At 73.4% G+C, this 24,584-nt stretch carries 23 protein-coding genes; 4 read left to right on the top strand and 19 right to left on the bottom strand.

Translation table 11 applies throughout. The annotated features are described in order from the left end of the window. Positions 1–29: 29 nt before the first annotated feature. The 9 genes from A4U64_RS09950 to A4U64_RS09910 form a co-directional block, all read right to left on the bottom strand. Entirely contained in the window at positions 30–1,523 is a 1,494-nt protein-coding gene (locus A4U64_RS09950) for a glutamate synthase subunit beta (protein ID WP_065922513.1), read from the bottom strand. Beyond that, positions 1,516–5,997 (bottom strand): glutamate synthase large subunit, encoded by a 4,482-nt coding sequence (gene gltB / locus A4U64_RS09945; RefSeq protein ID WP_065922512.1) that lies wholly within the window; start codon positions 5,995–5,997, stop codon positions 1,516–1,518. The genes A4U64_RS09950 and gltB overlap by 8 nt, the downstream gene beginning before the upstream one ends. A 228-nt stretch (positions 5,998–6,225) precedes the next feature. Further along, complete coding sequence (locus A4U64_RS09940; protein WP_006947040.1) at positions 6,226–7,077, bottom strand: TM2 domain-containing protein; 852 nt, start codon at positions 7,075–7,077, stop codon at positions 6,226–6,228. After that, on the bottom strand, positions 7,074–8,144 hold the full coding sequence (gene lgt, locus A4U64_RS09935; RefSeq protein WP_065922511.1) for a prolipoprotein diacylglyceryl transferase: 1,071 nt from the start codon (positions 8,142–8,144) through the stop codon (positions 7,074–7,076). The genes A4U64_RS09940 and lgt overlap by 4 nt, the downstream gene beginning before the upstream one ends. Next, positions 8,141–8,950 (bottom strand): tryptophan synthase subunit alpha, encoded by an 810-nt coding sequence (trpA, locus tag A4U64_RS09930; RefSeq protein ID WP_006936959.1) that lies wholly within the window; start codon positions 8,948–8,950, stop codon positions 8,141–8,143. The genes lgt and trpA overlap by 4 nt, the downstream gene beginning before the upstream one ends. After that, a complete protein-coding gene (gene trpB / locus A4U64_RS09925; RefSeq protein ID WP_044475995.1) occupies positions 8,947–10,206 on the bottom strand; it encodes a tryptophan synthase subunit beta in 1,260 nt (419 codons plus the stop codon). Before trpB ends, trpA begins: the two co-directional genes overlap by 4 nt. Positions 10,207–10,330: 124 nt before the next feature. Further along, positions 10,331–11,140, bottom strand: a complete 810-nt coding sequence (gene trpC, locus A4U64_RS09920; protein WP_006936963.1) for an indole-3-glycerol phosphate synthase TrpC — start codon at positions 11,138–11,140, stop codon at positions 10,331–10,333. A gap of 79 nt (positions 11,141–11,219) precedes the next feature. Continuing rightward, positions 11,220–11,909, bottom strand: coding sequence for a TIGR02234 family membrane protein (locus A4U64_RS09915; protein WP_065922510.1), 690 nt, complete (start codon positions 11,907–11,909; stop codon positions 11,220–11,222). Continuing rightward, on the bottom strand, positions 11,906–13,489 hold the full coding sequence (locus A4U64_RS09910) for an anthranilate synthase component I (protein ID WP_006936967.1): 1,584 nt from the start codon (positions 13,487–13,489) through the stop codon (positions 11,906–11,908). Before A4U64_RS09910 ends, A4U64_RS09915 begins: the two co-directional genes overlap by 4 nt. A gap of 58 nt (positions 13,490–13,547) precedes the next feature. On the opposite strand from A4U64_RS09910, the gene A4U64_RS09905 reads away from it, so the two are divergent. After that, entirely contained in the window at positions 13,548–14,018 is a 471-nt protein-coding gene (locus A4U64_RS09905; RefSeq protein WP_065922509.1) for a peroxiredoxin, read from the top strand. A gap of 3 nt (positions 14,019–14,021) precedes the next feature. On the opposite strand, the gene A4U64_RS09900 is transcribed toward A4U64_RS09905, so the two are convergent. Further along, entirely contained in the window at positions 14,022–14,789 is a 768-nt protein-coding gene (locus A4U64_RS09900; RefSeq protein ID WP_037200939.1) for a dioxygenase family protein, read from the bottom strand. A gap of 122 nt (positions 14,790–14,911) precedes the next feature. On the opposite strand from A4U64_RS09900, the gene A4U64_RS09895 reads away from it, so the two are divergent. Further along, positions 14,912–15,970 carry an NAD-dependent epimerase/dehydratase family protein gene (locus tag A4U64_RS09895; RefSeq protein ID WP_006936970.1) on the top strand — a complete coding sequence of 353 codons (1,059 nt, stop codon included), beginning with the start codon at positions 14,912–14,914 and terminating at the stop codon, positions 15,968–15,970. Positions 15,971–16,049: 79 nt separating this feature from the next. Then, a complete protein-coding gene (locus A4U64_RS09890) occupies positions 16,050–16,544 on the top strand; it encodes a MarR family winged helix-turn-helix transcriptional regulator (protein WP_006936971.1) in 495 nt (164 codons plus the stop codon). Positions 16,545–16,595: 51 nt separating this feature from the next. Here A4U64_RS09890 and pepN read toward each other — a convergent pair whose 3' ends face one another. Both pepN and A4U64_RS09880 read right to left on the bottom strand, forming a co-directional pair. Beyond that, positions 16,596–19,088, bottom strand: a complete 2,493-nt coding sequence (pepN, locus tag A4U64_RS09885) for an aminopeptidase N (RefSeq protein WP_065922508.1) — start codon at positions 19,086–19,088, stop codon at positions 16,596–16,598. Between the two features lie 85 nt (positions 19,089–19,173). Continuing rightward, entirely contained in the window at positions 19,174–19,353 is a 180-nt protein-coding gene (locus A4U64_RS09880) for a tautomerase family protein (RefSeq protein ID WP_029544072.1), read from the bottom strand. A 122-nt stretch (positions 19,354–19,475) separates the two neighbouring features. Here A4U64_RS09880 and A4U64_RS28495 point away from each other — a divergent pair, with 122 nt between their 5' ends. Next, positions 19,476–19,625 (top strand): hypothetical protein, encoded by a 150-nt coding sequence (locus A4U64_RS28495; RefSeq protein ID WP_006936980.1) that lies wholly within the window; start codon positions 19,476–19,478, stop codon positions 19,623–19,625. A 72-nt stretch (positions 19,626–19,697) separates the two neighbouring features. Here the strand turns inward: A4U64_RS28495 and hisI are convergent, their stop codons facing one another. From hisI to A4U64_RS09845, 7 genes are read right to left on the bottom strand one after another with little or no spacing between them, the layout of a single operon-like run. Beyond that, on the bottom strand, positions 19,698–20,045 hold the full coding sequence (hisI, locus tag A4U64_RS09875; protein ID WP_006936996.1) for a phosphoribosyl-AMP cyclohydrolase: 348 nt from the start codon (positions 20,043–20,045) through the stop codon (positions 19,698–19,700). Next, the gene (gene hisF, locus A4U64_RS09870) at positions 20,042–20,815 is read right to left on the bottom strand and encodes an imidazole glycerol phosphate synthase subunit HisF (protein ID WP_006936998.1); all 774 of its coding nucleotides are present in this window, start codon (positions 20,813–20,815) and stop codon (positions 20,042–20,044) included. Before hisF ends, hisI begins: the two co-directional genes overlap by 4 nt. Then, positions 20,812–21,639, bottom strand: a complete 828-nt coding sequence (locus tag A4U64_RS09865; protein WP_006937000.1) for an inositol monophosphatase family protein — start codon at positions 21,637–21,639, stop codon at positions 20,812–20,814. The genes hisF and A4U64_RS09865 overlap by 4 nt, the downstream gene beginning before the upstream one ends. A 4-nt stretch (positions 21,640–21,643) precedes the next feature. Continuing rightward, the gene (gene priA / locus A4U64_RS09860; protein WP_029544076.1) at positions 21,644–22,378 is read right to left on the bottom strand and encodes a bifunctional 1-(5-phosphoribosyl)-5-((5-phosphoribosylamino)methylideneamino)imidazole-4-carboxamide isomerase/phosphoribosylanthranilate isomerase PriA; all 735 of its coding nucleotides are present in this window, start codon (positions 22,376–22,378) and stop codon (positions 21,644–21,646) included. 50 nt (positions 22,379–22,428) lie between these two features. After that, positions 22,429–22,776, bottom strand: a complete 348-nt coding sequence (locus A4U64_RS09855; RefSeq protein ID WP_029544079.1) for a hypothetical protein — start codon at positions 22,774–22,776, stop codon at positions 22,429–22,431. Further along, complete coding sequence (gene hisH / locus A4U64_RS09850; RefSeq protein ID WP_029544081.1) at positions 22,773–23,408, bottom strand: imidazole glycerol phosphate synthase subunit HisH; 636 nt, start codon at positions 23,406–23,408, stop codon at positions 22,773–22,775. Before hisH ends, A4U64_RS09855 begins: the two co-directional genes overlap by 4 nt. Positions 23,409–23,418: 10 nt before the next feature. Continuing rightward, complete coding sequence (locus A4U64_RS09845; RefSeq protein ID WP_029544083.1) at positions 23,419–24,558, bottom strand: MFS transporter; 1,140 nt, start codon at positions 24,556–24,558, stop codon at positions 23,419–23,421. Positions 24,559–24,584 lie beyond the last annotated feature (26 nt).

The raw sequence follows: 24,584 nt of genomic DNA, 5'->3' as shown, positions 1-24,584 counted from the left end.
CGGCGACCGGTGCGCCGCTCCCGGGTGGCCTACCCGGGCGGCCGAGCCGGGAAACGCCGGGGGTCCAGATGCAGCGACCGGGGATGGACCGGCGCCGGCAGCGCCGACTCGCCCGTGAGGAACGCGTCCACACCGCGCGCCGCCGCGCGTCCCTCGGCGATCGCCCACACCACCAGCGACGCACCGCGGTGGGCGTCGCCGCACACGAACACCCCCGGGGCCGAGGTCTGCCAGCGCTCGTCGCAGTCGAGAGTGCCCCGGACGCCGGGGGTCAGGCCGAGGGCGTCGAGGAGCGGTCCGCGCTGGACCCCCTCGAAGCCGACGGCGAGGAGGGCGAGGTCGCAGGGAATCTCGAAGGGGTCCCCGAGGGGGAGGCGGCGCGCGTCGACCTCGGCCAGTTCGAGCGCCCGCACCCGCCCACGGGAACCGACGAAGCGCTGCACCGTCACTTCGAACCGGCGGGTCCCGCCCTCCTCGTGCGCGGGCGCCGTTCGCAGCACCCACGGCGCGAGCGGCCACGGCGTGACGTCCTCGTCGCGGCGTCCGGGCGGCCGGGGCCGATAGTCGAGCTGGGTGACGGAACGCGCGCCCTGACGCAGTGCGGTGCCGAAGCAGTCGGCGCCGGTGTCCCCGCCGCCGACGATCACCACGTGCCGTCCGGCGGCGGTGAGGGCCGCGGGCCCGTCGCCCTCGCACTCGTGGTTGGCGGCGACGAGGTACTCCATCGCGGGGTGCACCCCGCCGAGTTCCCGCCCCGGGACGGCCAGGTCGCGGGCGCGGCCGGCCCCGACCGCGAGGACCACCGCGTCGAAGCCGGCCCGCAGCGTGGCGACATCCGGGTCGATCCCGGCCTCGGTGCCGGTGCGGAAGACCGTGCCCTCGGCGCGCATCTGCGCGAGGCGCCTGTCGACGAGGGCCTTGTCCATCTTGAACGCCGGGATGCCGTAGCGCAGCAGTCCGCCGAGCCGGTCTGCGCGCTCGAGGACGGTCACGGCGTGTCCGGCGCGGGTGAGCTGCTGGGCCGCGGCGAGACCCGCCGGTCCGGAGCCGACGACGGCGACGGATCTCCCGGTGCCACGGGCCGGGGGGCGCGGCGGCACGCGGCCGTCGGCCCAGGCCCGGTCGGCGATCGCCCGCTCGATCCGTTCGACGGTCACGCCCGCGGTGTGGTCGTCCCGGGCGAGCACGCAGGCGGATTCACAGGGTGCCGGGCACAGCCGGCCGGTGAACTCGGGGAAGTTGTCGGTGGCGTGCAGCCGGTCGGCGGCCTCGGCCCACAGGTCACGACGCACCAGGTCGTTCCATTCGGGGATGAGGTTGCCGAGCGGGCAGCCGGTGCCGGCGCTGTGGCAGAAGGGGATACCGCAGTCCATGCAGCGGGCGGCCTGCTCCCGGATCGAGAGCGCCTCCTCGTCCGGGGGCTGCGCCCGGTGCACCTCCGCCCAGTCGCGGACGCGCTCGGCGGCGGGCCGGCGCGGCGGTTCGCGTCGGTCGTAGCGCAGGAATCCGCGGGGATCAGGCACCGTCGGCTCCCACCGGGGTGGGGCGCTCGCACGCCGCGGCGCGGACGCGGATCAGATCCTCGGGCACCACCGCGGTGAACCGGACCGCACTGCCGGGCCATTCGGCGAGGATCTCCCCGGCGACCGCCGATCCGGTGCGCGCGTGGTGGCGGGCGATCAGGTCACGCAGCGGAGCGAGGTCGCCGTCGTCGACGGGCTGCAGTTGCACGGAGGCGGTGTTGACGCGGCCGGGCTCGAGGTCGAGGACGTAGGCCAGCCCCCCGGACATGCCGGCGCCGAGGTTGCGGCCGGTGGCGCCGAGGATCACGACGCGGCCCCCGGTCATGTACTCGCAGGCATGGTCGCCGGTGCCCTCGCACACGGCGTCGGCGCCGGAATTGCGCACCGCGAAGCGCTCCCCCACCCGGCCGTGCAGGAACAACTCCCCGGAGGTGGCCCCGTACAGGACGGTGTTGCCGGCGACGATCTGCTCGTGCGGGTCGAACGGCGCGGCCGGGTCGGGGCGCACCACCACCCGTCCGCCGGACAGACCCTTGGCGACATAGTCGTTGGCGTCGCCGGTGACGGTGACGGTGATGCCGACGGGCAGGAAGGCACCGAGGGACTGCCCGGCGCTGCCGTACAAATCGATCCGCACCGTGTCGTCGCTCAGGCCGGTGGCGCACCGTCGACCGGCGGTCCAGCCGAGCAGGGTGCCGACGGCGCGGTCACGGTTGGTGACGGCGGCGGTGAGATGCACGGGACGGCCGTCGTCGAGGGCGGGGGCCGCGCGGGCGATGAGGTCACGGTCCAGCGGCGCGTCGGGCGGTCCGGCGGCGGGGCGGGTGCGGCGGCGCTGCGGGGGTGCCCCGAGGGCGTCGGCCGGCGGGGTGAACAGGGGTGCGAGGTCGAGTCCCCGGCGACGCCAGTGCTCGAGTGCCGCGTCGGGTTCGAGCAGGTCGACCCGGCCGACGGCGTCGTCGAGGCGGGACAGGCCCAGCGCCGCGAGCCGCCGGCGCACGTCCCCGGCGACGAACCGGAAGAACTGCTCCACGAATTCCGCTCTGCCGGTGAACTTCTCCCGCAGTTCGGGGTTCTGGGTGGCGATGCCGACGGGACACGTGTCGAGGTGGCACACCCGCATGAGGATGCAGCCGAGGACCACCAGGGGCGCCGTGGCGAACCCGAACTCCTCGGCGCCGAGCAGCGCCGCGATCATCACGTCGCGGCCGGTGCGCAGCCCGCCGTCGCACTGCACGGTGATGCGGTCGCGCAGGCCGCTCAGCACGAGGGTCTGCTGGGTTTCGGCGAGCCCGATCTCCCACGGGGTGCCGGTGTGCTGCAGGGCGGTGAGCAGGGCCGCCCCGGTGCCGCCGTCGTGGCCGGAGATCAGCACCACGTCGGCATGGGCCTTGGCGACGCCGGCGGCGACGATGCCGACGCCGACGCCGCTGACGAGCTTGACGTGGATGCGGGCCTGCGGGTTGGCGCACCGCAGGTCGTGGACGAGCTCGGCGAGGTCCTCGATGGAGTAGATGTCGTGGTGCGGCGGCGGGGAGATCAGTCCGACGCCCGTGGTGGCGTGCCGGGTACGGGCGATCCACGGGTACACCTTGTGGCCGGGAAGCTGGCCACCCTCACCGGGTTTCGCTCCCTGCGCCATCTTGATCTGCAGGTCGGTCGCGTCGGCGAGGTAGGCGGCGGTGACACCGAAGCGGCCGCTGGCGACCTGCTTGACGGCGCTGCGGCGCAGCGGGTCACCGAGGCGGTCGGGATCCTCCCCGCCCTCCCCCGAGTTCGACCGGCCGCCGAGGCGGTTCATCGCGACGGCGAGGGTCTCGTGCGCCTCACCGGAGATCGAACCGTAGCTCATCGCCCCCGTGGCGAAGCGGCGCACGATGTCCTCCACCGGCTCGACCTCGTCGAGCGGGATCGGATCCGCGGCGACGGTGCGCAACAGCCCGCGCAGGGTTCCGCCCGCGGCGGCGAGCCGGTCGATCTCGGCGCAGTACCGCGCGTAGACGTCCGCCCGCCCGGTGCGGGTCGCGTGCTGCAGCAGGAACACCGTCTCCGGGGTGAACAGGTGAGGTTCGCCGTCGCGTCGATACCGGTAGACGCCCCCACTGTCGAGAGCCGTTTCGGCGCACCGGTTCTCGAAGGCGGTCCGGTGCCGGCGACGGGCGTCGCGGGCCAGGTCGGCGAGGCTCGCGCCGCCCAGCCGGGAGACGGTGCCGGGAAGATACGCGTCCACGACCTCGCGGGCAAGGCCGACGGCCTCGAATGTCTGCGCCGCCGTGTACGAGGCGAGGGTGGAGATTCCGAGCTTGGCCATCACCTCGCGAACCCCGGAGACGACGGCGCGCCGGTAGTTCGCCGCGGCCGTCGCCGGGTCCGTGCCGGGGATGCGCCCGGCGGCCGCGAGTGAGCGCACGGTGTCGAGGGCGACGTAGGGGCACACCGTCGCGGCGCCGAATCCGACGAGCGCGGCCACGTGGTGGACCTCGCGCGCATCCCCGGATTCGGCGATCAGCGCGACGCGGGTGCGCCGCCGCGTGCGGACGAGGTGGTGGTGCACGGCGGAGACGGCGAGCAGGGAGGGGATGGGGACGCGGTCCGGCCCGCAACCGCGGTCGGTGACGATCAGGATGCCCCGGCCGGCGTCGATGGCGGCGTCGGCGGCGCGGCGCAGGTCCGCGAGCCCGGCGGCGAGGGCCTCGCCGGGGTCGCCGCCGGCCGCGAAGTGCGCGGGCAGGACCCGGGAGGCGAGGTCCGGGCGCGGCCCGTCCGGGCCGAGTGCCGCGACGGCGGCGAGTTCGTCGGTGTCGAGGACCGGGCCGGGCAGCACCAGTTGCCGGCACGACTTCGGGGACGCGTCGAACAGGTTGTCCTCCGGGCCGGCGACGCGCCGCATCGAGGTGACGACCCGTTCGCGGATCGCGTCCAACGGCGGGTTGGTGACCTGCGCGAACAATTCGACGACGTAGTCGTAGAGCAGCCGGGGACGCGGCGACAGCACCGCGGGGGCGATGTCGGCGCCCATCGAGCCGAGCGGTTCGGCACCGGTCGCGGCCATCGGTTCGAGCAGCACCTCGAGGTCCTCGCGGGTGTACCCGAACAGCCGGTGCGTCCGGCCCTGGTCGTGGTCCGGGGCGGGGTGCCCGCCCGGGCGGGGCAGATCCGCCAGGTCGATCTGCCCGTCACGCAGCCACCGACCGTAGGGGTGGGCGGCAGCGAGGGTGTCGAGCAGTTCGTCGGGCGGCACGATGCGGCCGGCGACGGTGTCGACGAGGAGCATCCGGCCCGGCTCGAGTCGGCCCTTGTGCACGATGTGTTCCGGTGGCAGGTCGAGGATTCCGGTTTCACTGCCGAACAGGACGCGGTCGTCGGCGGTGCGGCACCACCGGCCGGGTCGCAGCCCGTTGCGGTCGAGCACGGCACCGAACAGCCGTCCGTCGGTGAAGGGCAGGCACGCCGGCCCGTCCCACGGTTCGAGCAGCGCGGCGTGGAAGCGGTGGAAGGCGCGTCGCCGGGGATCGAGGTCGGGCTCGTTCTCCCATGCGGGCGGGACGAGCATGGTCACCGCGTGCGGCAGCGAGCGCCCGGCGAGGTGGAGCAGTTCGAGGACCTCGTCGAGGGAGGCCGAGTCCGACATGTCGGGGGCGCAGACCGGGAACAACCGGGTCAGGTCGCCGGGCAGCAGGCCGGTGCGCAGGAGTCCCTCGCGGGCGTGCATCCGGTTGCGGTTGCCGCGGATCGTGTTGATCTCGCCGTTGTGGGCGCTGTACCGGAACGGTTGGGCGAGCCGCCACGACGGGAAGGTGTTGGTGGAGAAACGGCTGTGCACGAGCGCGATCGGGCTGGCGCAGCGCGGATCGCGCAGGTCGGGGAAGAACGCCGGCAACTGCTGTGCCGTGAGCATGCCCTTGTAGACGACGGTGCGGGCGGACAGCGACGGGAAATAGACGTCGCCGGTGTGCTCGGCGCGGCGCCGCAGCGGATACACCCGCCGGTCGAGGTCCACGCCGGCGGGCCGGACGCCGCCCGTGCGGGGGGCGGCGACGAACAGCTGGCTGATGTGGGGTCGGCACGCTCCGGCGGTGCGCCCGAGGCCGGACGGGTCGACGGGAACCTCGCGCCAGCCGAGGATCTGGAGATCCTCCTCGGCCGCGAGCGCGTGGATCCGCCGTCGCGCCGTCGCCCGGCGCCGCGGGTCGCGGGGCAGAAAGCACAGGCCGGTGGCGTAGTACCCCGGCGGCGGGAGTTCGAAGCCGGTGACGGCGTCGAGGAGCGCGGCGGGGACCGCGAGGGTGATGCCGGCGCCGTCACCGCTGGCGGGTTCGCGACCGCAGGCGCCGCGGTGGCCGAGGTTGCGCAGCGCGGTGAGTGCGTCGGCGACGGTGCGGTGGGTGCTGCGGCCGCGCAGGTCGACGATCGCGCCCACGCCGCAGGAATCCGATTCGCGGTCGGGGTCGTAGAGTCCGCGGGCCTCGGGCATCCCGGAATGCCGCACCGGTCCACCTCCACGTCGCCGGTGTGGCGGCGACGTCGCGCGTCGTCGGATGGGCGGCCCCGACGGGGTCGCCACGACGGGCGTGCGCTGCGGTATGGGTGGCCGGACCAGTTCCGCCCGACGATCGAACCGGGGATCGGTCCCGGTGGCGGCCAGTCTACGCGCGCGACGGCCCGCCGCGCGAGAGGCGCGACCGGCCGTCGGGTGGGTGGGTCAGGGCCGCAGCGGGCGGCCGTCGGAGTCGCGGACGCTGCCGGTGAGCATCATGATCCCGTCGATGACGGACCACACCCAGATCACCGGGATGATCACGAAGCCGACCAGGAGGATGGTCAGCAGTCCGCCGATCCACAGCCCCAGGAGCTGGATGAGGCCGACCGCGGTGCTTCCGAGGTAGAGCCGCCCGACCCCGCAGATCCCGACGAAGGGCAGCAGCAGCTGCAACAGGCCCGCGGTGGTCTTCGACTTGTCGGAGTAGGGCTCGCCCGTCGCCGGATCCCGTCCGTACGGCGCGGAGGGATCGCCGTAGGCGCCGTAGCCGGTGGGACCGTAGCCGCCGGTGGGACCGTAGCCCGGCCCGCCCGGGGACGGGTGCTGCGGCCCGCTCTGGAACTGCGGGTCGGGGGCCCCGTAGACGGGTCCGCTGCCGGCGTACTGCCCGCCGGTCGGCGCCTCGGTCCCGCCGGTGTGTGCGGTGCCGTACTGCGCTTCGCTCGACGGCGGTGGATAGCTCGGCGTGGTGCCCCAGCCGGGACCGTTGCCCATTCCGGAGTAGGTGTCCCAGCCCGGTCCGGCCGTGCCCCATGTGGGCGCGGTCGACTCGGTGGTGGGCGGCGGAACGGACAGCGACGCCTGGGCGGTCGGATCGTAGTCGGCGGTGCCGCCGAACGTGGGCAGCTCCGCGGTGGGGGCCGGCTCGCCGCCCTGCGGCGCGGCGCTCGACCCGGCAGCGGGGGCGGCCTCGGCGTCGGACTGTTTGCGCAGGTCCGGTCCGGCGGACGTCTCGTCTTTCTTCCGCAGATCCGGGCCCGTGGGGTCCGGGGATCCCGCGTCGGATGTGGTCACGACTTGTCCCCTCCGTTCTCGCTGCGCCTACCTGTCTCGACCTTACCGCCGGCCTCGGCCGATGCCACGGGCCCGGATGCGCCGTCCCGCTTCTCGTCGTCGGCCGCCCCACCGTCTCCGATCCCGTCGCCGGTTGCGGTGGCATCGGCTGCAACTGCGGCTGCGGTGGCGCCGTGCGGGTGACGGGACTTCAGTTCCTCCGGCGCTTCGCGACCCTTGCGGGCGAAGACGACGTAGGCGACGGCGAGGACGAACACGATGGCGGAGGTGAAGGAATTGATCCGGATACCGGCGATCTCGGTGGCCGGGTCGGACCGCATGAGTTCGACGAAGAAGCGGCCCGCGCTGTAGCCGGCCACGTAGAGCGCGAACAGCCGGCCGTGTCCGATACGGAAGCGCCGGTCGACGAACACGAGCAGCAGCACGACGAGCAGGTTCCACACCAGCTCGTACAGGAACGTCGGATGCACCACCGCCGCGACCTGCCCGGTGGAGATCCCGTCGATCAGGTCCGGGCTGGTCTGTCCCGCGTCGTTGCGACGCTCGTAGATCTCGAGGCCCCACGGCACGGTCGTCTCCCGGCCGTAGAGTTCCTGGTTGAACCAGTTGCCGAGCCGGCCGATGGCCTGCGCCAGCAGGATCGCCGGGGCCACCGCATCACCGAGGGCGGGCAGCGGCACACCGCGGCGCCGGCACCCGATCCAGGCGCCGACGCCGCCGAGGGCGACCGCCCCCCAGATCCCGAGTCCGCCCTGCCAGATCTTCAGCGCGTCGACCGGGTCGGCGCCCGCGCCGAAGTACTTCTGCCAGTCGGTGGCGACGTGGTACAGGCGCCCTCCGATCAGGCCGAACGGCACCGCCCACACGGCGACGTCGAGGACGGTGCCCGGCTCGCCGCCACGGGCGACCCAGCGGCGGTCGCCCCAGAAGATGGCGACGACGATCCCGACGATGATGCACAGGGCGTAGGCCCGCAGCGCGATCGGCCCGAGGTACCACACCCCCTGCGGTGGACTGGGCAGATACGCCAGGACGGTAGCGGCGGCGGGTACGGCGGTGGAGGTCACGTGGCCACGCTAGCCGAGCGCACGCCCTCCGCGAGTTCCGTGGTGAGCGTGCGCAACGCGTCGGGGCCCTGCGCCACGGCGGCCACCAGCGCCGAGCCGACGATCACCGCGTCCGCGTAGGCGGCGATCTGCGCGGCTTGTTCCCGGGACCGCACGCCCAGGCCGACACCCACGGGGATCTGCGAGTGCTCCCGCACCCGGGCGACGAGTTCGGGCGCCATGTCGGAGACGGCGTCGCGGGCGCCGGTCACGCCCATCGTGGAGGTGGCGTAGACGAACCCGCGGCAGGAGTCGACGGTCATGACGAGGCGCTCGGCGGTCGACGACGGGGCGACCAGGAAGATGCGGTCGAGCCCGTGCCGGTCCGCCGCCGCGATCCACTGCTCGGCCTCGTCGGGGATGAGGTCCGGGGTGATGATCCCCAGTCCCCCGGCGGCAGCGAGGTCGCGGGCGAATTCGTCGATCCCGTACTTGAGGACGATGTTCCAGTAGGTCATCACGACGGCGTGGCCGCCGGCCGCGGCGACGGCCTCGACGACGCGGAACACGTCCCGCACCCGGAAGCCCGCGGTGAGCGCCTCGTCGGCGGCGGCCTGGATGGTGGGTCCGTCCATCACCGGGTCGCTGTAGGGGATGCCGACCTCGACGATGTCGCAGCCGGCCTGCACGAGCGCTTCGAACGCCTCGATCGAGCGCGGCAGGTCGGGGTATCCGGCGGGCAGGTAGCCGACGAGCGCGGCGCGGTTCTCGGCCTTGCATCGGGCGAAGACCTCACCGAGGCGGGACTGCGGCTGCTGGGCGCTCACTGCGCGGATCCTTCCGTCGTGTCGGAGGTGGCGGGGTCGGCGGGAAGGAGCCCGAACCACCGCGCGGCGGTGTCGACGTCCTTGTCGCCCCGGCCGGACAGATTGACCAGCACGACGGCGCCGGAGCCGAGTTCGCGGCCCAGCTTCAGGGCCCCGGCGACGGCGTGCGCCGACTCGATGGCGGGGATGATGCCCTCGGTGCGCGAGAGCAGCGAGAACGCCTCCATGGCCTCGGCGTCGGTGACGGGCCGGTAGTCGGCGCGGCCGATGTTCTTGAGGTAGGAGTGCTCGGGTCCGACGCCGGGGTAGTCCAGGCCGGCGGAGATCGAGTGCGACTCGATGGTCTGGCCGTCCTCGTCCTGCAGCAGGTAGGAGTAGGCGCCGTGCAGCGCGCCGGGCGTGCCGCCGGTGATGGTGGCGGCATGCCGCCCGGTTTCCACCCCGTCGCCGCCGGCCTCGAAGCCGACCAGGCGGACACCGGGGTCGTCGATGAAGGCATGGAAGATGCCGATGGCGTTGGATCCGCCGCCGACGCAGGCGGTGACGGCGTCGGGCAACCGGCCGGTGAGCGCCTGCACCTGCGCGCGCGCCTCGAGGCCGATGATGCGCTGGAAGTCGCGCACCATCATGGGGAACGGGTGCGGGCCGGCGGCGGTGCCGAAACAGTAGTAGGTGTTGTGGGCATTGGTGACCCAGTCGCGCATGGCCTCGTTGATCGCGTCCTTGAGGGTGCGCGAACCGCTGGTCGCGGCGACGACCTCGGCGCCGAGCAGGCGCATCCGGGCGACGTTGAGGGCCTGCCGCTCGGTGTCGACCTCGCCCATGTAGACGACGCAGTCGAGGCCGAGCAGGGCGCAGGCGGTGGCGGTGGCGACGCCGTGCTGCCCGGCACCGGTCTCCGCGATGACCCGGGTCTTGCCCATCCGCTGGGCGAGCAGGGCCTGCCCGAGCACGTTGTTGATCTTGTGCGAGCCGGTGTGGTTGAGATCCTCGCGCTTGAGCACGATCCGGGCGCCGCCGGCGTGTTCGCTCAGCCGCTTGGCCTCGTACACCGGGGAGGGCCGGCCGGTGTAGTCGCGCTGCAACCGATCGAGTTCGTCGAGGAATCCGTTGTCGACCCGCGCCTTGTCGTATTCGGCGGTGACCTCCTCGATCACCGCCATCAGCGCCTCGGGGACGAACCGGCCGCCGAAGACCCCGAAGTGGCCGCCGGGGTCGGGTTCGTGCGCGGTGTGCTCGGCCACTGCGGCGCTCATGCGGGGCAGACCGCGGCCCTTGGCGGAAAGTACGGGATCGTCTGTGCTCACCCGTCCAGTCTGCCCCAACGGCGGCCCCGGCCCGTCGCCGGGTCCGGCCCGTCGGCGCCGCGCCGGAATGCGGTCAGCGTGCGGGCTTCGGGCAGGACGGATGGGTGCCGGCGGTGACCAGTTCGGCGACCGCGTGGCGCGGGTCGCCGCTGGTCACCAGTCCCTCGCCGACGAGCACCGCGTCGGCACCCGCGCCGGCGTAGGTGAGCAGGTCGGAGGGACCGCGCACGCCGGACTCGGCGATCTTGACGACCTCGGTCGGCAGTCCCGGCGCGATGCGGGCGAACGTGCTCTTGTCGACCTCGAGGGTCTTGAGGTTGCGGGCGTTGACCCCGATGACGGTGGCGCCGGCCTCGAGGGCACGGGTCGCCTCCTCCTCGGTGTGCACCTCGACGAGCGCCGTCATGCCGAGAGATTCGACGCGGTCGATCAGCGACGTCAGCACGGGCTGCTCGAGCGCGGCGACGATGAGCAGCACGATGTCCGCGCCGTGGGCACGCGCCTCGTGGATCTGGTACGGGCCGACGATGAAGTCCTTGCGCAGCACCGGGATCCGCACCGCGCGCCGCACGGCGTCGAGATCGTCGAGACTGCCCTGGAAGCGGCGCTGCTCGGTGAGCACGCTGATCGCGCGGGCACCGCCGGCCTCGTAGGCCTTGGCGAGTTCGGCGGGGTCGGTGATGTCGGCGAGCGCCCCCTTCGACGGGCTGGCCCGCTTGACCTCGGCGATGACGGCGATTCCCGGCTCGAGCAACGCGGCCTTGGCGTCGATCGGCGGGGGCGCGGCAGCAGCGGCGGCCTTGACCGCGGCGAAGTCGAGGACCGCCTCCCGGGCGGCGACGTCGGCGCGCACCCCTTCGAGTATCGAGTCGAGAACTGTCATCGTGGCTCGAAGTCCTTTCGCCCCTGTCAATCCGATGTGAGAAAACTCATCGGAGTTTCTTGAAGAGTAGTGTGCGCGCTCACCGGCCCGTGCGGCGGGTCCCCGAATCGTCGGCGCCGCCCTCTCCCCCTCGATCGGCGGCCGGGTCGTCGGCGACGTCCACCGTGGGGTCCTCGCCCGCGTCGAGCGCGTCCCACAGGGTGCGTTCGGTGACCGGCTCGTCGGCGGTGTCCCGGCGGGTGGTGGCCTCGCGGCGGGCGGCCGGGCTGTCGTACTTCGACGACAGTCCGGCCTCGGCCCGCGGGGTGCGCCACAGCTGCACGGCGGCGGCCAGCGCGGCCACGGCGCCGGCGAGGGCGAGCACGGCCGGCCCGGCCGCGACGGTGAGGGAGGTGACCTCGGCGCGTGCGGGCAGCTCCGCGATGCGCGCCGCGGTCGCGTCGTCGGCGCCGCCGGCGAGCAGCCCCACCGCCGGGACGGCGGCGGCGACCGCGACGACCGCGACGAGCACGGCCAGTATCCGCAGCGCCCATCCGCGCACCGCGAACGACGCCGCGACGGCCGCCAGCAGCGTCAGCGCGAGCGGAGTCAGCGCCGCCGCCCAGGTGCCGCCGACGAGGGTGGTGACCCGGTCCTCGCCGAGGCCGTCGGAGGACGTGACGGTCACCCAGGTCAGGCGGCTCGCGCCCCACAGCGCGACGGCGCCGATCGCGAGCAGCAGCGCGGCGACCGCGCCGGCCCGCCGCCGGGGCGCGCGGGTGGCGCTCACCTGCGGTCCCCCTCGTACGGGGTGAGGGTGCCGGCCGCGGCGACGGCGGAGAGCACGGCCATGGCCTTGTTGCGGGCCTCGGTGTCCTCGTAGACCGGATCGGAGTCGGCGACGACGCCGGCACCGGCTTGCACGTAGGCGACGCCGTCCTTGACCAGGGCCGAGCGGATGGCGATGGCGGTGTCGGCGTCGCCGGCGAAATCGAGGTAGCCCACGATGCCGCCGTAGATGCCGCGGCGGGTCGGCTCGAGTTCGTCGATCAGTTCCATCGCCCGGACCTTGGGCGCGCCGGACAGGGTGCCGGCGGGGAAGCACGCGGTGACCGCGTCGAGGGCGTGCCGGCCCGCGGCGAGGCGGCCGGTGACGGTGGAGACCAGGTGCATGACGTGGCTGTAGCGCTCGATGTGCCGGTAGTCGTGGACCTTGACGGTGCCGGGCTCGCACACCCGCCCGAGGTCGTTGCGGCCGAGGTCGACGAGCATGAGGTGCTCGGCGTTCTCCTTCTCGTCGGCGAGGAGGTCCTTCTCGAGGAGGATGTCGTCCTCCTCGCTGGCGCCGCGCCAGCGCGTCCCGGCGATGGGATGGGTGGTGGCGACCCCGTCGGCGACGGTCACGAGCGCCTCCGGGCTCGAGCCCACGATGGAGAACGCCGTGCCGCCGGAGCCGTCGGGGACGTGCATGAGGAACATGTACGGACTCGGATTGGAGGCGCGCAGCATCCGGTACACGTCGATCGGCGCCGCGTGACAGTCGATCTCGAAGCGCTGGGACAGCACCACCTGGAACGCCTCGCCGGCCTCGATCTCGCCGATGAGCCGGCGCACGTCGGCGCCGAAGCTCTCGGTCGTGCGCTGGCGCCGATAGTCGGGGGCGGGCCGGGCGAACGTGGAGACGGTCGACGGGGCGGGCGCGGCCAGGGCCGCCGTCATCCGGTCCAGCCGGGCCACCGCGTCGTCGTAGGCCTCGTCGACGCGTTCGTCGGAGCCGTCCCAGTTGACGGCGTTGGCGATGAGCGTGATCGCACCCTCGTGGTGGTCGACGGCGGCGAGGTCGGTGGCGAGCATCATCACCGTCTCGGGAATCTGCAGGTCGTCGACGGCGTGCTCGGGCAGCCGCTCGATGCGTCGCACGACGTCGTAGCCGAGGTAGCCGACCATGCCGCCGGTCAGCGGCGGCAGGCCGTGCAGCCGCTCGGTGTGCAGCAGCTCCAGGGTCCGGCGCAGCACGTCGAGCGGGTCGCCCCCGGTGGGGGCGCCGGCGGGCACGTGGCCGTACCAGGTGGCCTCCCCGTCGACGACGGTGAGCGCGGCCGGGCTGCCGGCTCCGATGAACGACCACCGCGACCACGACCGGCCGTTCTCGGCGGACTCGAGCAGGAAGGTGCCGGGCCGGTCGGCGGCGAGCTTGCGGTACGCCGACAGCGGGGTCTCCGCGTCGGCGAGCACCTTGCGGGTCACCGGAACGACGCGGTGCTCGGCGGCGAGCAGCCGGAACTGCTCGCGGGTGGTGGTGGAGTCGGGTCGGCCGCCCTCGGTGAGGTCGGGGGCCGCTGCGGGGATGGTGGTGGGCTCGCCGGACATGGCGCCCATCATCCCAGGGCCTGCCGCGGCGGGCGCGGCCGCGGTAGCGTCGCCGGACATGAGAGCCGGTGACATCGCCCCCGATTTCACGTCGAGCGACCAGGACGGCCGTCCGCGGACGCTGTCCGCGCTGCTGGCGGACGGGCCGGTGGTGCTGTTCTTCTACCCGGCCGCGTTCACCCCGGTCTGCACGGCCGAGGCGTGCCACTTCCGGGATCTGGCGGCCGAGTTCGCCGCCGTCGGCGCCACCCGGGTCGGGATCAGCACCGACCCGGTGGACCGGTTGGGCGCGTGGTCGACGCGGCAGTCGTTCGACTACCCCCTGCTGTCCGATCCGGACGGCGCGGTGGCGGCGCAGTTCGGGGTGCGCCGGGGGCTGCTCGGCCGGCTCTCGCCGGTCAAGCGGACCACCTTCGTGCTGGACACCGACCGCACCGTCCTCGAGGTGATCGCCAGCGAGGTGCGCCCCGGCGTGCACGCGGACCGCGCGCTCGCGGTGCTGCAGGCCCGGCGCGCGAGCCGGGACTGACGGTCAGTCCACCTGGACGGAACGCTTGGCCAGGCCCATCCAGAACCCGTCGATCACCTGCCGGGGCGCCTGCTCCGGGTCGCTCGACGCGCCGAGGGTGACGAACAGCGGGGCGAAGTGCTCGATCGTGGGGTGGGCGTACGGCATGCCGGGCGCCCGGGTGCGGAAGTCGAGCAGGCCGTCGACGTCGCCGGCAGCGAGCCGCTCGGCGGCCCAGGCGTCGAACTCGGCGGACCAGCCGGGCGCGACGGCCTCGGGGCGCGGGTCGCGCAGGAACGGCAGGCCGTGCGTGGTGAAGCCGGAGCCGATGACGAGCACCCCCTCCTCCCGGAGCGGGCGCAGCCGCCGGCCGAGCGCGAGCAGGCGCTGCGGATCGAGGGTGGGCAGCGAGATCTGCAGGACCGGGATGTCCGCGTCCGGGTACATGACGGTGAGCGGCACGTACGCGCCGTGGTCGAGACCGCGGTGCGGCTGCTGCACGACCGGTTCGCCGTCGGGCATCAGCGCGGCCACCTTGCGTGCGAGGTCGGGGGCGCCGGGCGCAGGGTAGGTGACCTCGTAGAAGCGGCGGGGAAAGCCGCCGAAGTCGTACACGAGCGGGGTGCCGGTGGTGGTGGCACCGATGGTCAGCGGCGCGGACTCCCAGTGCGCGGAGACCACGAGGATCGCGGTGGGGGTCGGCAGGTCGGCGGCCCAGCGTTGCAGCTGCGCCACCCACGTCGCGCTGTCGACCAGGGGCGGTGCGCCGTGGCTGAGGAACAGGGCGGGCATGGGGCTCACACGGACTCCTAAGGTTGAAGCTTCAACAATACTACCCGATACAGCACCGGCACCGTCCGAAATGTTCCCGGCCTGCGGGGATGGATCGGCGCGGGCGCGGGTATCCGCCCCCCATGACCGGAACAGAGGGCCTGAAGGTGGTCGTCACGGGCGCGACCGGAAACGTGGGCACCAGCGTCACGGCGGCGCTCGGCGCCCAGGACGCAGTCGGATCGGTGGTCGGCATCGCCCGCCGCCCCACCGACTGGCGCTGCCGCAAGACCGAGTTCGTCGTCGCCGACGTCGCCGACGACGACCTGCACGAGCTGCTGCGCGACGCGGCGGCCGTCGTCCACCTCGCCTGGCTCTTCCAGCCCACGCACAAACCCGAGATCACCTGGCGCAACAACGTGCTCGGATCGATCCGGGTGTTCGAGACCGTCGCCGAGGTGGGCGTGCCCACCCTCGTCCACGCGTCGTCGGTCGGCGCCTACTCGCCGGGACCGCAGGACGAACGGGTCGACGAGCGCTGGCCCACCCACGGCTGGCCCGGCGCGGCGTACCCGCGGGAGAAGGCGTACCTCGAACGCTGGCTCGACACGTTCGAACTGCGGCACCCCGACATCCGGGTGGTCCGGATGCGTCCCGGATTCCTCTTCAAGCGCGAGTCCGCGACCGCGCAGCGCCGGTTGTTCGCCGGGCCGCTCCTCCCCGGCCGCCTCGTCCGGGCCCTGCCGGTCGTCCCCCGCACCGCCGGACTGCGGATGCAGGTCCTGCACACCGACGACGCCGCCGACGCCTACGTCCGGGCCGTGCTCCGGCCGGTGCGGGGCGCATTCAACCTCGCCGCCGAACCCCCCGTCGACGCCGAGGTCCTCGCCGAGATCCTCGGCGCCCGCACGGTGCCCGTCCCGCCGGCGGCGCTGCACGCGGCCGTCGCCGCGGCCTGGCACGCACGGCTCGCCCCCGCCTCCCCCGGCCTGGTCGACACGGTGCTGCGGCTGCCGCTCATGGACTGCACCCGCGCCCGCACCGACCTCGAGTGGATTCCCCGGTTCTCGCCGCGCGCCACCCTCGAGGAGTTCCTCACCGGGCTCCGCGACGGCGCCGGGCTGCCGACACCGCCGCTGGCGGAGGACAGCGTGGGCCGCCGGCTGCACGAGGTCGCCACCGGCATGGGGCAGCGCCCCTGACCGCCCGCCCCGACGGACGCCCGGCGTCCCGCGCCGGCCGTCCCGATAGGGTGGACGATCGAGAAAGGACGGTGCATCAGTGGGCTCCGCACAGATCGACGACACCGAGTGGCTGACCGCATCCCAGCAGCGGGCCTGGCGGAAGCTGGTGGCGCTGATCACCCGCCTGCCGGCCGCGCTGGACACGCAGCTGCAGCGCGACTCCGCGCTCACCCACTTCGACTACTCGGTCCTCGCCGAGCTGTCCGAGGCACCCGAGCGGCGGCTGCGGCTGTCCGAGCTGGCACAGCTGTCGAACGCGTCGCTGTCCCGGCTGTCGCACGTGGTGACCAAGCTGGAGAACGCCGGATGGGTGTGCCGCCGGAGCGTGCCCGGCACGCGCGGCTCGTACGCGGTGCTCACCGACGCCGGCATGACCAAGCTCGTCGAGGCGGCACCCGGTCACGTCGCGACCGTCCAGGCCCTGGTGTTCCAGGGCCTCGACGACGATCAGGTCGCCGCGCTGACCGACCTCGGTACCGCGCTGCTCACCCAGCTCGACAAGGGCATCGCCGCCGGCACCGGGAAGGCCTGACCGGGCAGGGTGCGCCCCCGCTGTGGCCGCGGCCGCGCACCCGTCGAACCCTCACCCGTTGAACCCCTGGGCCCGCAGATCGCGGGCCAGATGGTCGCGCTGCTCGATCACCAGGCGCCGCAACGCCGCCGGGGCGTCGGCGTGCGCGTCGAGCCACCGGTCGCACGGCCCGAGCGTGTTTCCGGCGGGGAACAGACCGACCACGATCCGGCGCGCGATCTCGATGCTGCGCTCGGACCACACCGCCCGGAGCGCGGCGAAGTAGTCGTCGTCGTACGGGGCGATCAGATCCCGGTGCGCCCCGGCCCGGAACCCCGCGATGGTGGCGTCGAGGTGCTCGTTCGACAGCGCCGTGTCGGAGAAGACCGCACTCCAGGCCTGCGCCTTGACCGCGGCGAGCGGTCGCGCGGCCAGGGCGCGCAGGTGCGCGGTCCGTCCGGAACCGGTGTCGTCGCGGGCGAGTTCGCCGTCGAGATCGGCCGGCTCCGCGTGCCCGGTCGCCGCCAGCGCGGTCCACATCTGCCAGCGCAGATCCGGGTCCAGCGGCAGCCCCGCGGGTGCCGGACCGGTGCCGTCGAGGATCGCGCGCAGGTCGGCGGCGTGGGCGTCGTCGACAGTGGCGGCCGCGGCGACCGCGCGGGCCCAGGCGAGCTGCTCACCCGATCCCGGGGTGGCGGCGCACACGGCCGTCCATGCCGCCTCGAGCCAGACGCGACGCTGCCGGGACCGGCTCGCGGCGGGCAGAAAGTGCTCGATCGCGTAGGGTGCGTTCGCCAGCAGTGCGGCCAGCAGGGCCGGATTCGGTTCGGCCACCGCGAATCCGCGGACCATGGACAGGTACCGCGCCGCGGTCAGCTCGCTGTCGCGGGTGGCGTTCCACAACGCCGACCAGATCAACCCCCGGGCCAGCGGGTCGACGACACGATCGAGCGAATGCTCCACCGTCTCCAGCGACCGCGGGTCGAGCCGCACCTTGGCGTAGGTCAGGTCGGCGTCGTTGAGCAGGATCAGCGGCGCGGCCGCCGACTCGATCGGTGTGCGCTCGGCCTCCAGGTCGACCTCGACCCGCTGCCGGCAGACCAGGTCGCCGGCCTCGTCGAAGTCGTAGTGGCCCACAGCCAGCCGGTGGGGCCGCGCCGGCGTCTGGACGATCGCGGACCGTCCCTCCCCCGCGTCCTCGAGCATCAGGGTCGACACGCCGGTGGTCTGCAACCAGGCGCGCGCCCACCCCGAGAGGTCTCGTCCCGAGGTCGCCGACAACTCGGTGAGCAGATCGGCGAGGGTGGTGTTCCCGAAGGCGTGCCGGCGGAAGTAGCGCCGTGCACCCTCGAAGAAGGCGTCCCGCCCCACGTACGCGACGAGTTGTTTGAGGACTCCCGCGCCCTTCGCGTACGTGATGCCGTCGAAGTTCAGTTTGGCGGCCTCGAGGTCGACGATGTCGGCGACGATCGGGTGGGTCGTGGGCAACTGGTCCTGCAGATAGGCCCAGGCCTTGCGCCGGTTGGCGAAGGCGACCCAGGCGTCGGTCCACTCGGTGGCCTCGGCACTGACCAGCGAGCCCATGTAGTCGGCGAACGACTCCTTGAGCCACAGGTCGTCCCACCACTTCATGGTGACGAGGTCCCCGAACCACATGTGGGCCATCTCGTGCAGGATCGTGTTCGCGCGGGCCTGGTACTGCGCGGCGGTGGCGGCTCCGCGGAACACGTACGCTTCGGTGAAGGTGACGCACCCGGGGTTCTCCATGGCACCGAGGTTGTATTCGGGGACGAACACCTGGTCGTACTTGCCGAACGGGTAGGGGTAGCCGAAGTGGTCGGCGTAGAAGTCCATTCCCTGCCGGGTCACTTCGAAGATCGTGTCGGCGTCGAGGTACCGCGCCAGGGAGGCGCGGCACAGCACGGCGAGCGGCACCGCGAGTTCGTTCCGGCTCCAAGAAGATTCGGCGTGGTGGTACGGGCCCGCCACGATCGCGGTGATGTAGGTGGAGATCGGCAGCGTCGGTGCGAACACCACCTTCTGCGCGTCGCCGATCGACTCGCGTTCGGCGACATGCTGATTGGACAGCACCTGCCATTTCGCCGGGGCGGACACGACGAACGTGAACGGCGCCTTCAGATCCGGCTGCTCGAAGCACGCGAACACCCGTCGCGCGTCCGCGGGTTCGTACTGCGTGTACAGGTAGGTCTGCCCGTCGGCCGGATCGACGTACCGGTGCAGGCCCTCACCGGACCGGCTGTACTCCGCGGCGGCGACGACGGTGACGACGTTGTGCTCACGCAGGCCGCTCAGCGCGATGCGCGCGCCGTCGTAGCGGACGGGCACCGGCTCGCCGTTGAGCACGACCGACTCGACGCCGGCGCCGAGGAAGTCGAGCCACGTCGCGTCCGCGGCTGCCGTGAACTCGACCGTCGTCGTGGTCGCGAAACAGGCGCTCCCGGCATCCGGGGCGCCGCGCAGGTCGAGTTCCACCCGGTAGCTGCGGACCGTCACCGCCCGGGAACGCTCGGCGGTTTCGGCTCGGGTCAGATTCGCGGACGCCATACGCCGATCCTGCCAGGATCCGCTCGCCGAGATCGACGGCCGGCAGCGCCCGTCGCGGGGCGCCCTGTCCCGGGGGCGGTGCACCTCACCCGAGCGGGACACCCCCGACGCCCCACTGCTCCCGCGGCACCTCGGTGATGGTCACCCACACCGACGTCGCATCCTTGCCGGTTGCCTCGGCGTAGGCCTTGGTCACCGCCTCGATGGTGGCGCGCTTCTGTTCGACGGTGAGACCGGGGGTCTGGCTGATCTGGATGAGAGGCATGGGGAGATTGTGCCGCACCGCCGACGGAGCGGGCACCGGGAGGTGTAACGAAACAATCCGGTCGGTCGATTTGGTTCACGACCGCCGTTCACGACCTGCCTCGCCTCTCGGAAGGATGCAGCATGGGATCCTCGGAACTGTTCACGGAGTTCGTCGGTTGGGCCGCAGAAGGTTTCCTCACGGACGATCCGATCCGGTCCGCCATCGGCACCGTCGTGTACCTCGGCCTGGGTCTCTGGAGCCTGCTCACCGGCGCGCCGATCGTCATCTGACGCCCGCGACACCGCCGGTGTGTCCTTTGGACGGCTGGAGCCGCCCAAAGGACGCACCCGCGCCGAAGGCGCCTACTCGCCGGCGAGCAGGACGTCGGCGTCGAAGCACGTGTGGGTGCCGGTGTGGCACGCGGCCCCGACCTGGTCGACGACGAGCAACACCGTGTCGCCGTCGCAGTCGAGCCGCACCTCGTGCACGTACTGGGTGTGGCCGGAGGTCTCGCCCTTGACCCAGTACTGGCCGCGCGAACGCGAGAAGTAGGTGGCGGTACGGGTCTCTAGGGTACGGGCGAGCGCCTCGTCGTCCATCCACGCCATCATCAGCACCTCGCCGGTGGCACGTTCCTGGGCGACGGCGGCGAACAGCCCCGCCTCGTTGCGCTTGAGCCGCGCCGCGATCGCCGGATCCAGCCTGCTCATCGCACCTCGATCCCCTCGGCGCGCATCGCCGCCTTGACCTGCGGGATGGTGAGTTCCCCGAAGTGGAACACGCTGGCCGCGAGGACCGCGTCGGCGCCGGCGTGCACGGCGGGGGCGAAGTGCTCGACAGCTCCCGCGCCGCCGCTGGCGATCACCGGCACGTGCACCGCGGCGCGCACCGCCTGGATCATCGGCAGGTCGAAGCCGGACTTGGTGCCGTCGGCGTCCATCGAGTTCAGCAGGATCTCCCCCACGCCGAGTTCCGCGCCGCGGCGTGCCCATTCGACGGCGTCGATGCCGGTGCCGCGGCGGCCGCCGTGCGTGGTGACCTCCCATCCCGACGGGGTGTCCTCCTCGCCGTCGGGCACGGTGCGGGCGTCGACGGACAGCACGATGCACTGCGACCCGAACCGCTCGGACATCTCGCGCAACACCTCCGGGCGGGCGATGGCGGCGGTGTTGATGCTGACCTTGTCCGCGCCGGCCCGCAGCAGCCGGTCCACGTCCTCGACGGTGCGGACGCCGCCGCCGACGGTGAGCGGGATGAACACCTGCTCGGCGGTGCGGCTGACCACGTCGAGCATGGTGCCGCGGTCGCCGCTCGACGCGGTGACGTCGAGGAAGGTCAACTCGTCCGCGCCCTGCAGGTCGTACGCCGCGGCGAGTTCGACGGGATCACCGGCGTCGCGCAGGTTCTCGAAGTTCACCCCCTTGACGACGCGGCCGGCGTCGACGTCCAGACACGGGATCACCCGGACTGCCAGGGTCATGGAATTCGGTCCTCCTCGGGGACGGGACCGGGAAGCGATCCCACGATGTCGAGTATCTCCTCGTGCACGCCGGGGGCGCCGGCGACCACAGAGCCGGAGCCGATGCGCCAGGGCTTGCCGGCGAAGTCGGTGGCGAGACCACCGGCCGCCCGCACCAGGGCCACGCCGGCGGCGTTGTCCCACGGGTGGTGCCCGAAGACGACGGCGGCGCCGAGCACCCCGGCCGCCGTGTACGCCAGGTCCACCCCGGTGGAACCGTGCATGCGCAGGCGCGACACCCGGCGGCTCAGCTCGGTGATGACCTCGAGCCGGCGCCGGCCCGGGATACGCCCGCGGCTGTCGATGTCGAAGCTGCCCACGCCGACCATCACGTCCGCCAGCGCCGCCGGCTGCAGCGGCGGCTGGGGACGACCGTTGCGCAGCAGCGGCCCGTCCGCGGCGGCCGCGAACCGGTCGCCGACGAACGGCAGCCAGGTCAGCCCGAGGATCGGGTCGCCGTCGCGGACGAGTGCGAGCAGGATTCCCGCGGTGGGCAGCCCGGCGGAGTAGTTGACGGTGCCGTCGATCGGGTCGAGCAGCCACACCGTGCCCGAATCGGCTTCGGGACCGCCGAACTCCTCACCGTGCACGGCAATGCCCGTGCGCCGCTCCAGTTCCGTGGAGATGCGCCGTTCGAGTTCGAGGTCGAGGTCGGTGGCGAAGTCGTTGGGCCCCTTGTTCACCGAGCGCGGCGCGCCGCGACCGGCGACGAAACGCTCCGACGCCGCGTCGAGCACCTCACCGGCGACGGCGAGCAGGCTGGACAGATCGGCGGGCGCGGTCATCGGATCAGCGTGAGACCGCGTCGAGGGCCTCGGTGAGCGTGAACCGGCCCGCGTACAGCGCCTTGCCGACGATGGCGCCCTCGACGCCCCGGTCGACGAGGCCGGCGATCGCCCGCAGATCGTCGAGGGCGGACACGCCGCCGGAGGCGACGACGGGAGCGTCGGTGGCTGCGCAGACCTGGGCGAGCAGATCGAGGTTGGGGCCGGTGAGCGTGCCGTCCTTGGTGACGTCGGTGACGACGTAGCGGCTGCAGCCGTCGCGGTCGAGCCGCGCGAGGACCTCCCACAGGTCGCCGCCGTCGGAGACCCAGCCGCGGCCGCGCAGGCGCCACTGCCCGTCGATGAGCTTGACGTCGAGCCCGACGGCGATGCGGTCGCCGTACTCGGCGATGGCGCGGGCGCACCAGTCGGGATCCTCGATGGCGGCGGTGCCGAGGTTGACGCGAGCGCACCCGGTGGCCAGCGCCGCCTCGAGGGACTCGTCGTCGCGGATCCCGCCGGAGAGCTCTACCTTCACGTCCAGTTCGCCGACGACCTCGGCGAGGAGTTCGCGGTTGGAGCCGCGTCCGAAGGCGGCGTCGAGATCGACGAGGTGCACCCATTCGGCGCCGGCGTTCTGCCACTCGAGGGCGGCGTCGCGGGGAGAGCCGTAGCTGGTCTCGCTGCCCGCCTCTCCCTGGACGAGGCGAACTGCTTCACCGTTGGCGACATCGACTGCAGGCAAAAGGACCAGGCTCACTGCGCCCATGCTAGTGGGTCGCGGCGGTCGCGGAGAACCGGCCCCGACGGTCACCCCGCACCGTCGCCGCGCGGCGTGTCGTCACCGTCGCCGCGCGGCGTGTCGTCACCGTCGCGGCGCGGCGTGTCGCTGCCGTCACGGCGCGGGGTGTCGTTGCCGTCGGGACCGAAGGCGCGGCGCGTCGTCCGGGTCGAGACGACGCCCATCGCGGCGATCGCGCCGGCCACGCCGGCGAGGGCGACGATCAACCCGACGACGGGCCCCGGTCGCAGCACCACGATGACGACGGTGGCGAGCAGGAGCACGCCCGTGGCGGCGCCCAGTGCCGTCAGCGCGAGCCGGCCGAGCGAGAACTCCGGCCGGGCCGGGTCGTCGCCGCCGGCCCCGCCGCGGTTCACAAACTGCCGACCCAATTGCGCAGCAGCTCGGCCCCCGCGTCGCCGGACTTCTCGGGATGGAACTGCGTCGCAGACAACGGGCCGTTCTCGACCGCGGCGAGGAACCGCCCGCCGTGCTCCGCCCAGGTCAGCGCGGGCGGGGCGAACAGCTCCGACGGCGGCAGCTCCCACTTCTGCGCGGCGTAGGAGTGCACGAAGTAGAACCGGGTGTCGCGGTCCATGCCGGCGAACAGCACGCTGTTGTCGGGGGCCTCGACGGTGTTCCAGCCCATGTGCGGCAGCACCGGCGCGTCGAGACGTTCGACGGTGCCGGGCCATTCGCCACATCCGTCGGTCTCGACACCGAATTCCACGCCCTTGTCGAAGAGGATCTGCATGCCGACGCAGATGCCGAGCACCGGACGGCCGCCGGCGAGTCGCTGCCCGATGATCCGGTCCCCGCGCACCGCCTTCAGTCCCGCCATGCACGCCGCGAACGCGCCGACGCCGGGCACGACCAGGCCGTCGGCGGCGAGCGCGACCTGCGGGTCGGCGGTCACCTCCACCTGCACGCCGGTGCGCGCCACCGCGCGCGTCGCCGAATGCAGATTGCCGGAGCCGTAGTCGAGGACGGCGACCTTGGTTGCGCTCATGGGCTCGATTCTATGGGGCCGCGGCGGGCCGCTCCGACGGCCCGGCGATCCGGGCGAGCAGCGGCAGGATCGGCACGAGCAGCGCGGCGGTCGCGAACGCGGCGGGATAGCCTGCGACGGTGGCGATCCCGCCGAGCAGCAGCGATCCGGCCCCGGTGCCCGCGTCGAAGCCGATGTTCCAGGCGGCGCTCGCGGCGCCGACATGGGCGGGCCCGGCGCGACGGAACGCAAGCATCAGGGCGTCGTTCTGCACGACGCCGAAGCCGAGGCCGAATGCCACCGCCGCACCGAGCAGGACCGCCGCGCCGCCGCGATCGTCCGCGGCGAGCGCGAACGGCACCATCGCCACGGCGGCCAGGCCGAGCCCGGCCGGCAGGAGCCGGCCCGCGCCGATCCGGTCCGCGACCGCACCGGCGCCGTAGCGACCGACGAGGGTGGACGCGCTGATCAGCGCCAACGCGAGCGCCACCTGGCCCGAGGCCGCGGGCACGGCGATCGACAGCAGCGAGGTGAGGCCGCCGTAGGCGACGGCACCCGCGGCGATCGCCACCGCCGGCAGGGCCAGAGCCCGCAGCGGCGTGCGGCTTCCGGCCGCGCCGGTCTGCCGGGTGACCACCTGCGGCAGGCGCGCGATCGCGACGAGCGCGAGCGTGGGCACCGCCGCGCCGAGCACGAACACGGGTGCGGTGGAGGCCCGCTCGGCGACCGCCAGTCCGAGCGGCAGTCCGACCATCTGCGCCGCGGCGATCGCGATGCCCTGTGCGCCGGTGGCGCGGCCGAGCAGCCGGGCGGGCGCGAGTTCGGCCACGAGGGCGGCGCTGGCCACGGTGATCATGCCGAAGCCGATCCCCCGCACCGCGGAGGTCGGCAGCACCACGGCCGGGTGCAGCGACAGCAGGAGCAGCAGCGACGGCAGGCCCAGCAGCAGGCATCCTGCGGCGAGCACGGGCCGGTAGCCGCGGGCCCGCACCAGGCGCGGCACCGCCGGTTGGGTGAGCACCGTCGCGCCCATGAACACCGCCGTCACCGCGCCGGCGAGGGTGCCGCTGCCGCCGGCGTCGGCGACGGCCCGGGGCACTACGGGCAGCAGCAGGGAGAACCCGGCGAACGCGCCCGCCGCCATCGCCCAGGCGGCGGGCAGCCCCGGCACCGCGAACAGGCCCGGCCGATCCGACG

This window comes from Rhodococcus sp. WB1, assembly GCF_001700945.1.
Lineage (GTDB): Bacteria > Actinomycetota > Actinomycetes > Mycobacteriales > Mycobacteriaceae > Rhodococcus > Rhodococcus aetherivorans.
Note: the sequence above shows the minus strand (reverse complement) of the source record. Positions and strands in the feature narration are given on the sequence as shown.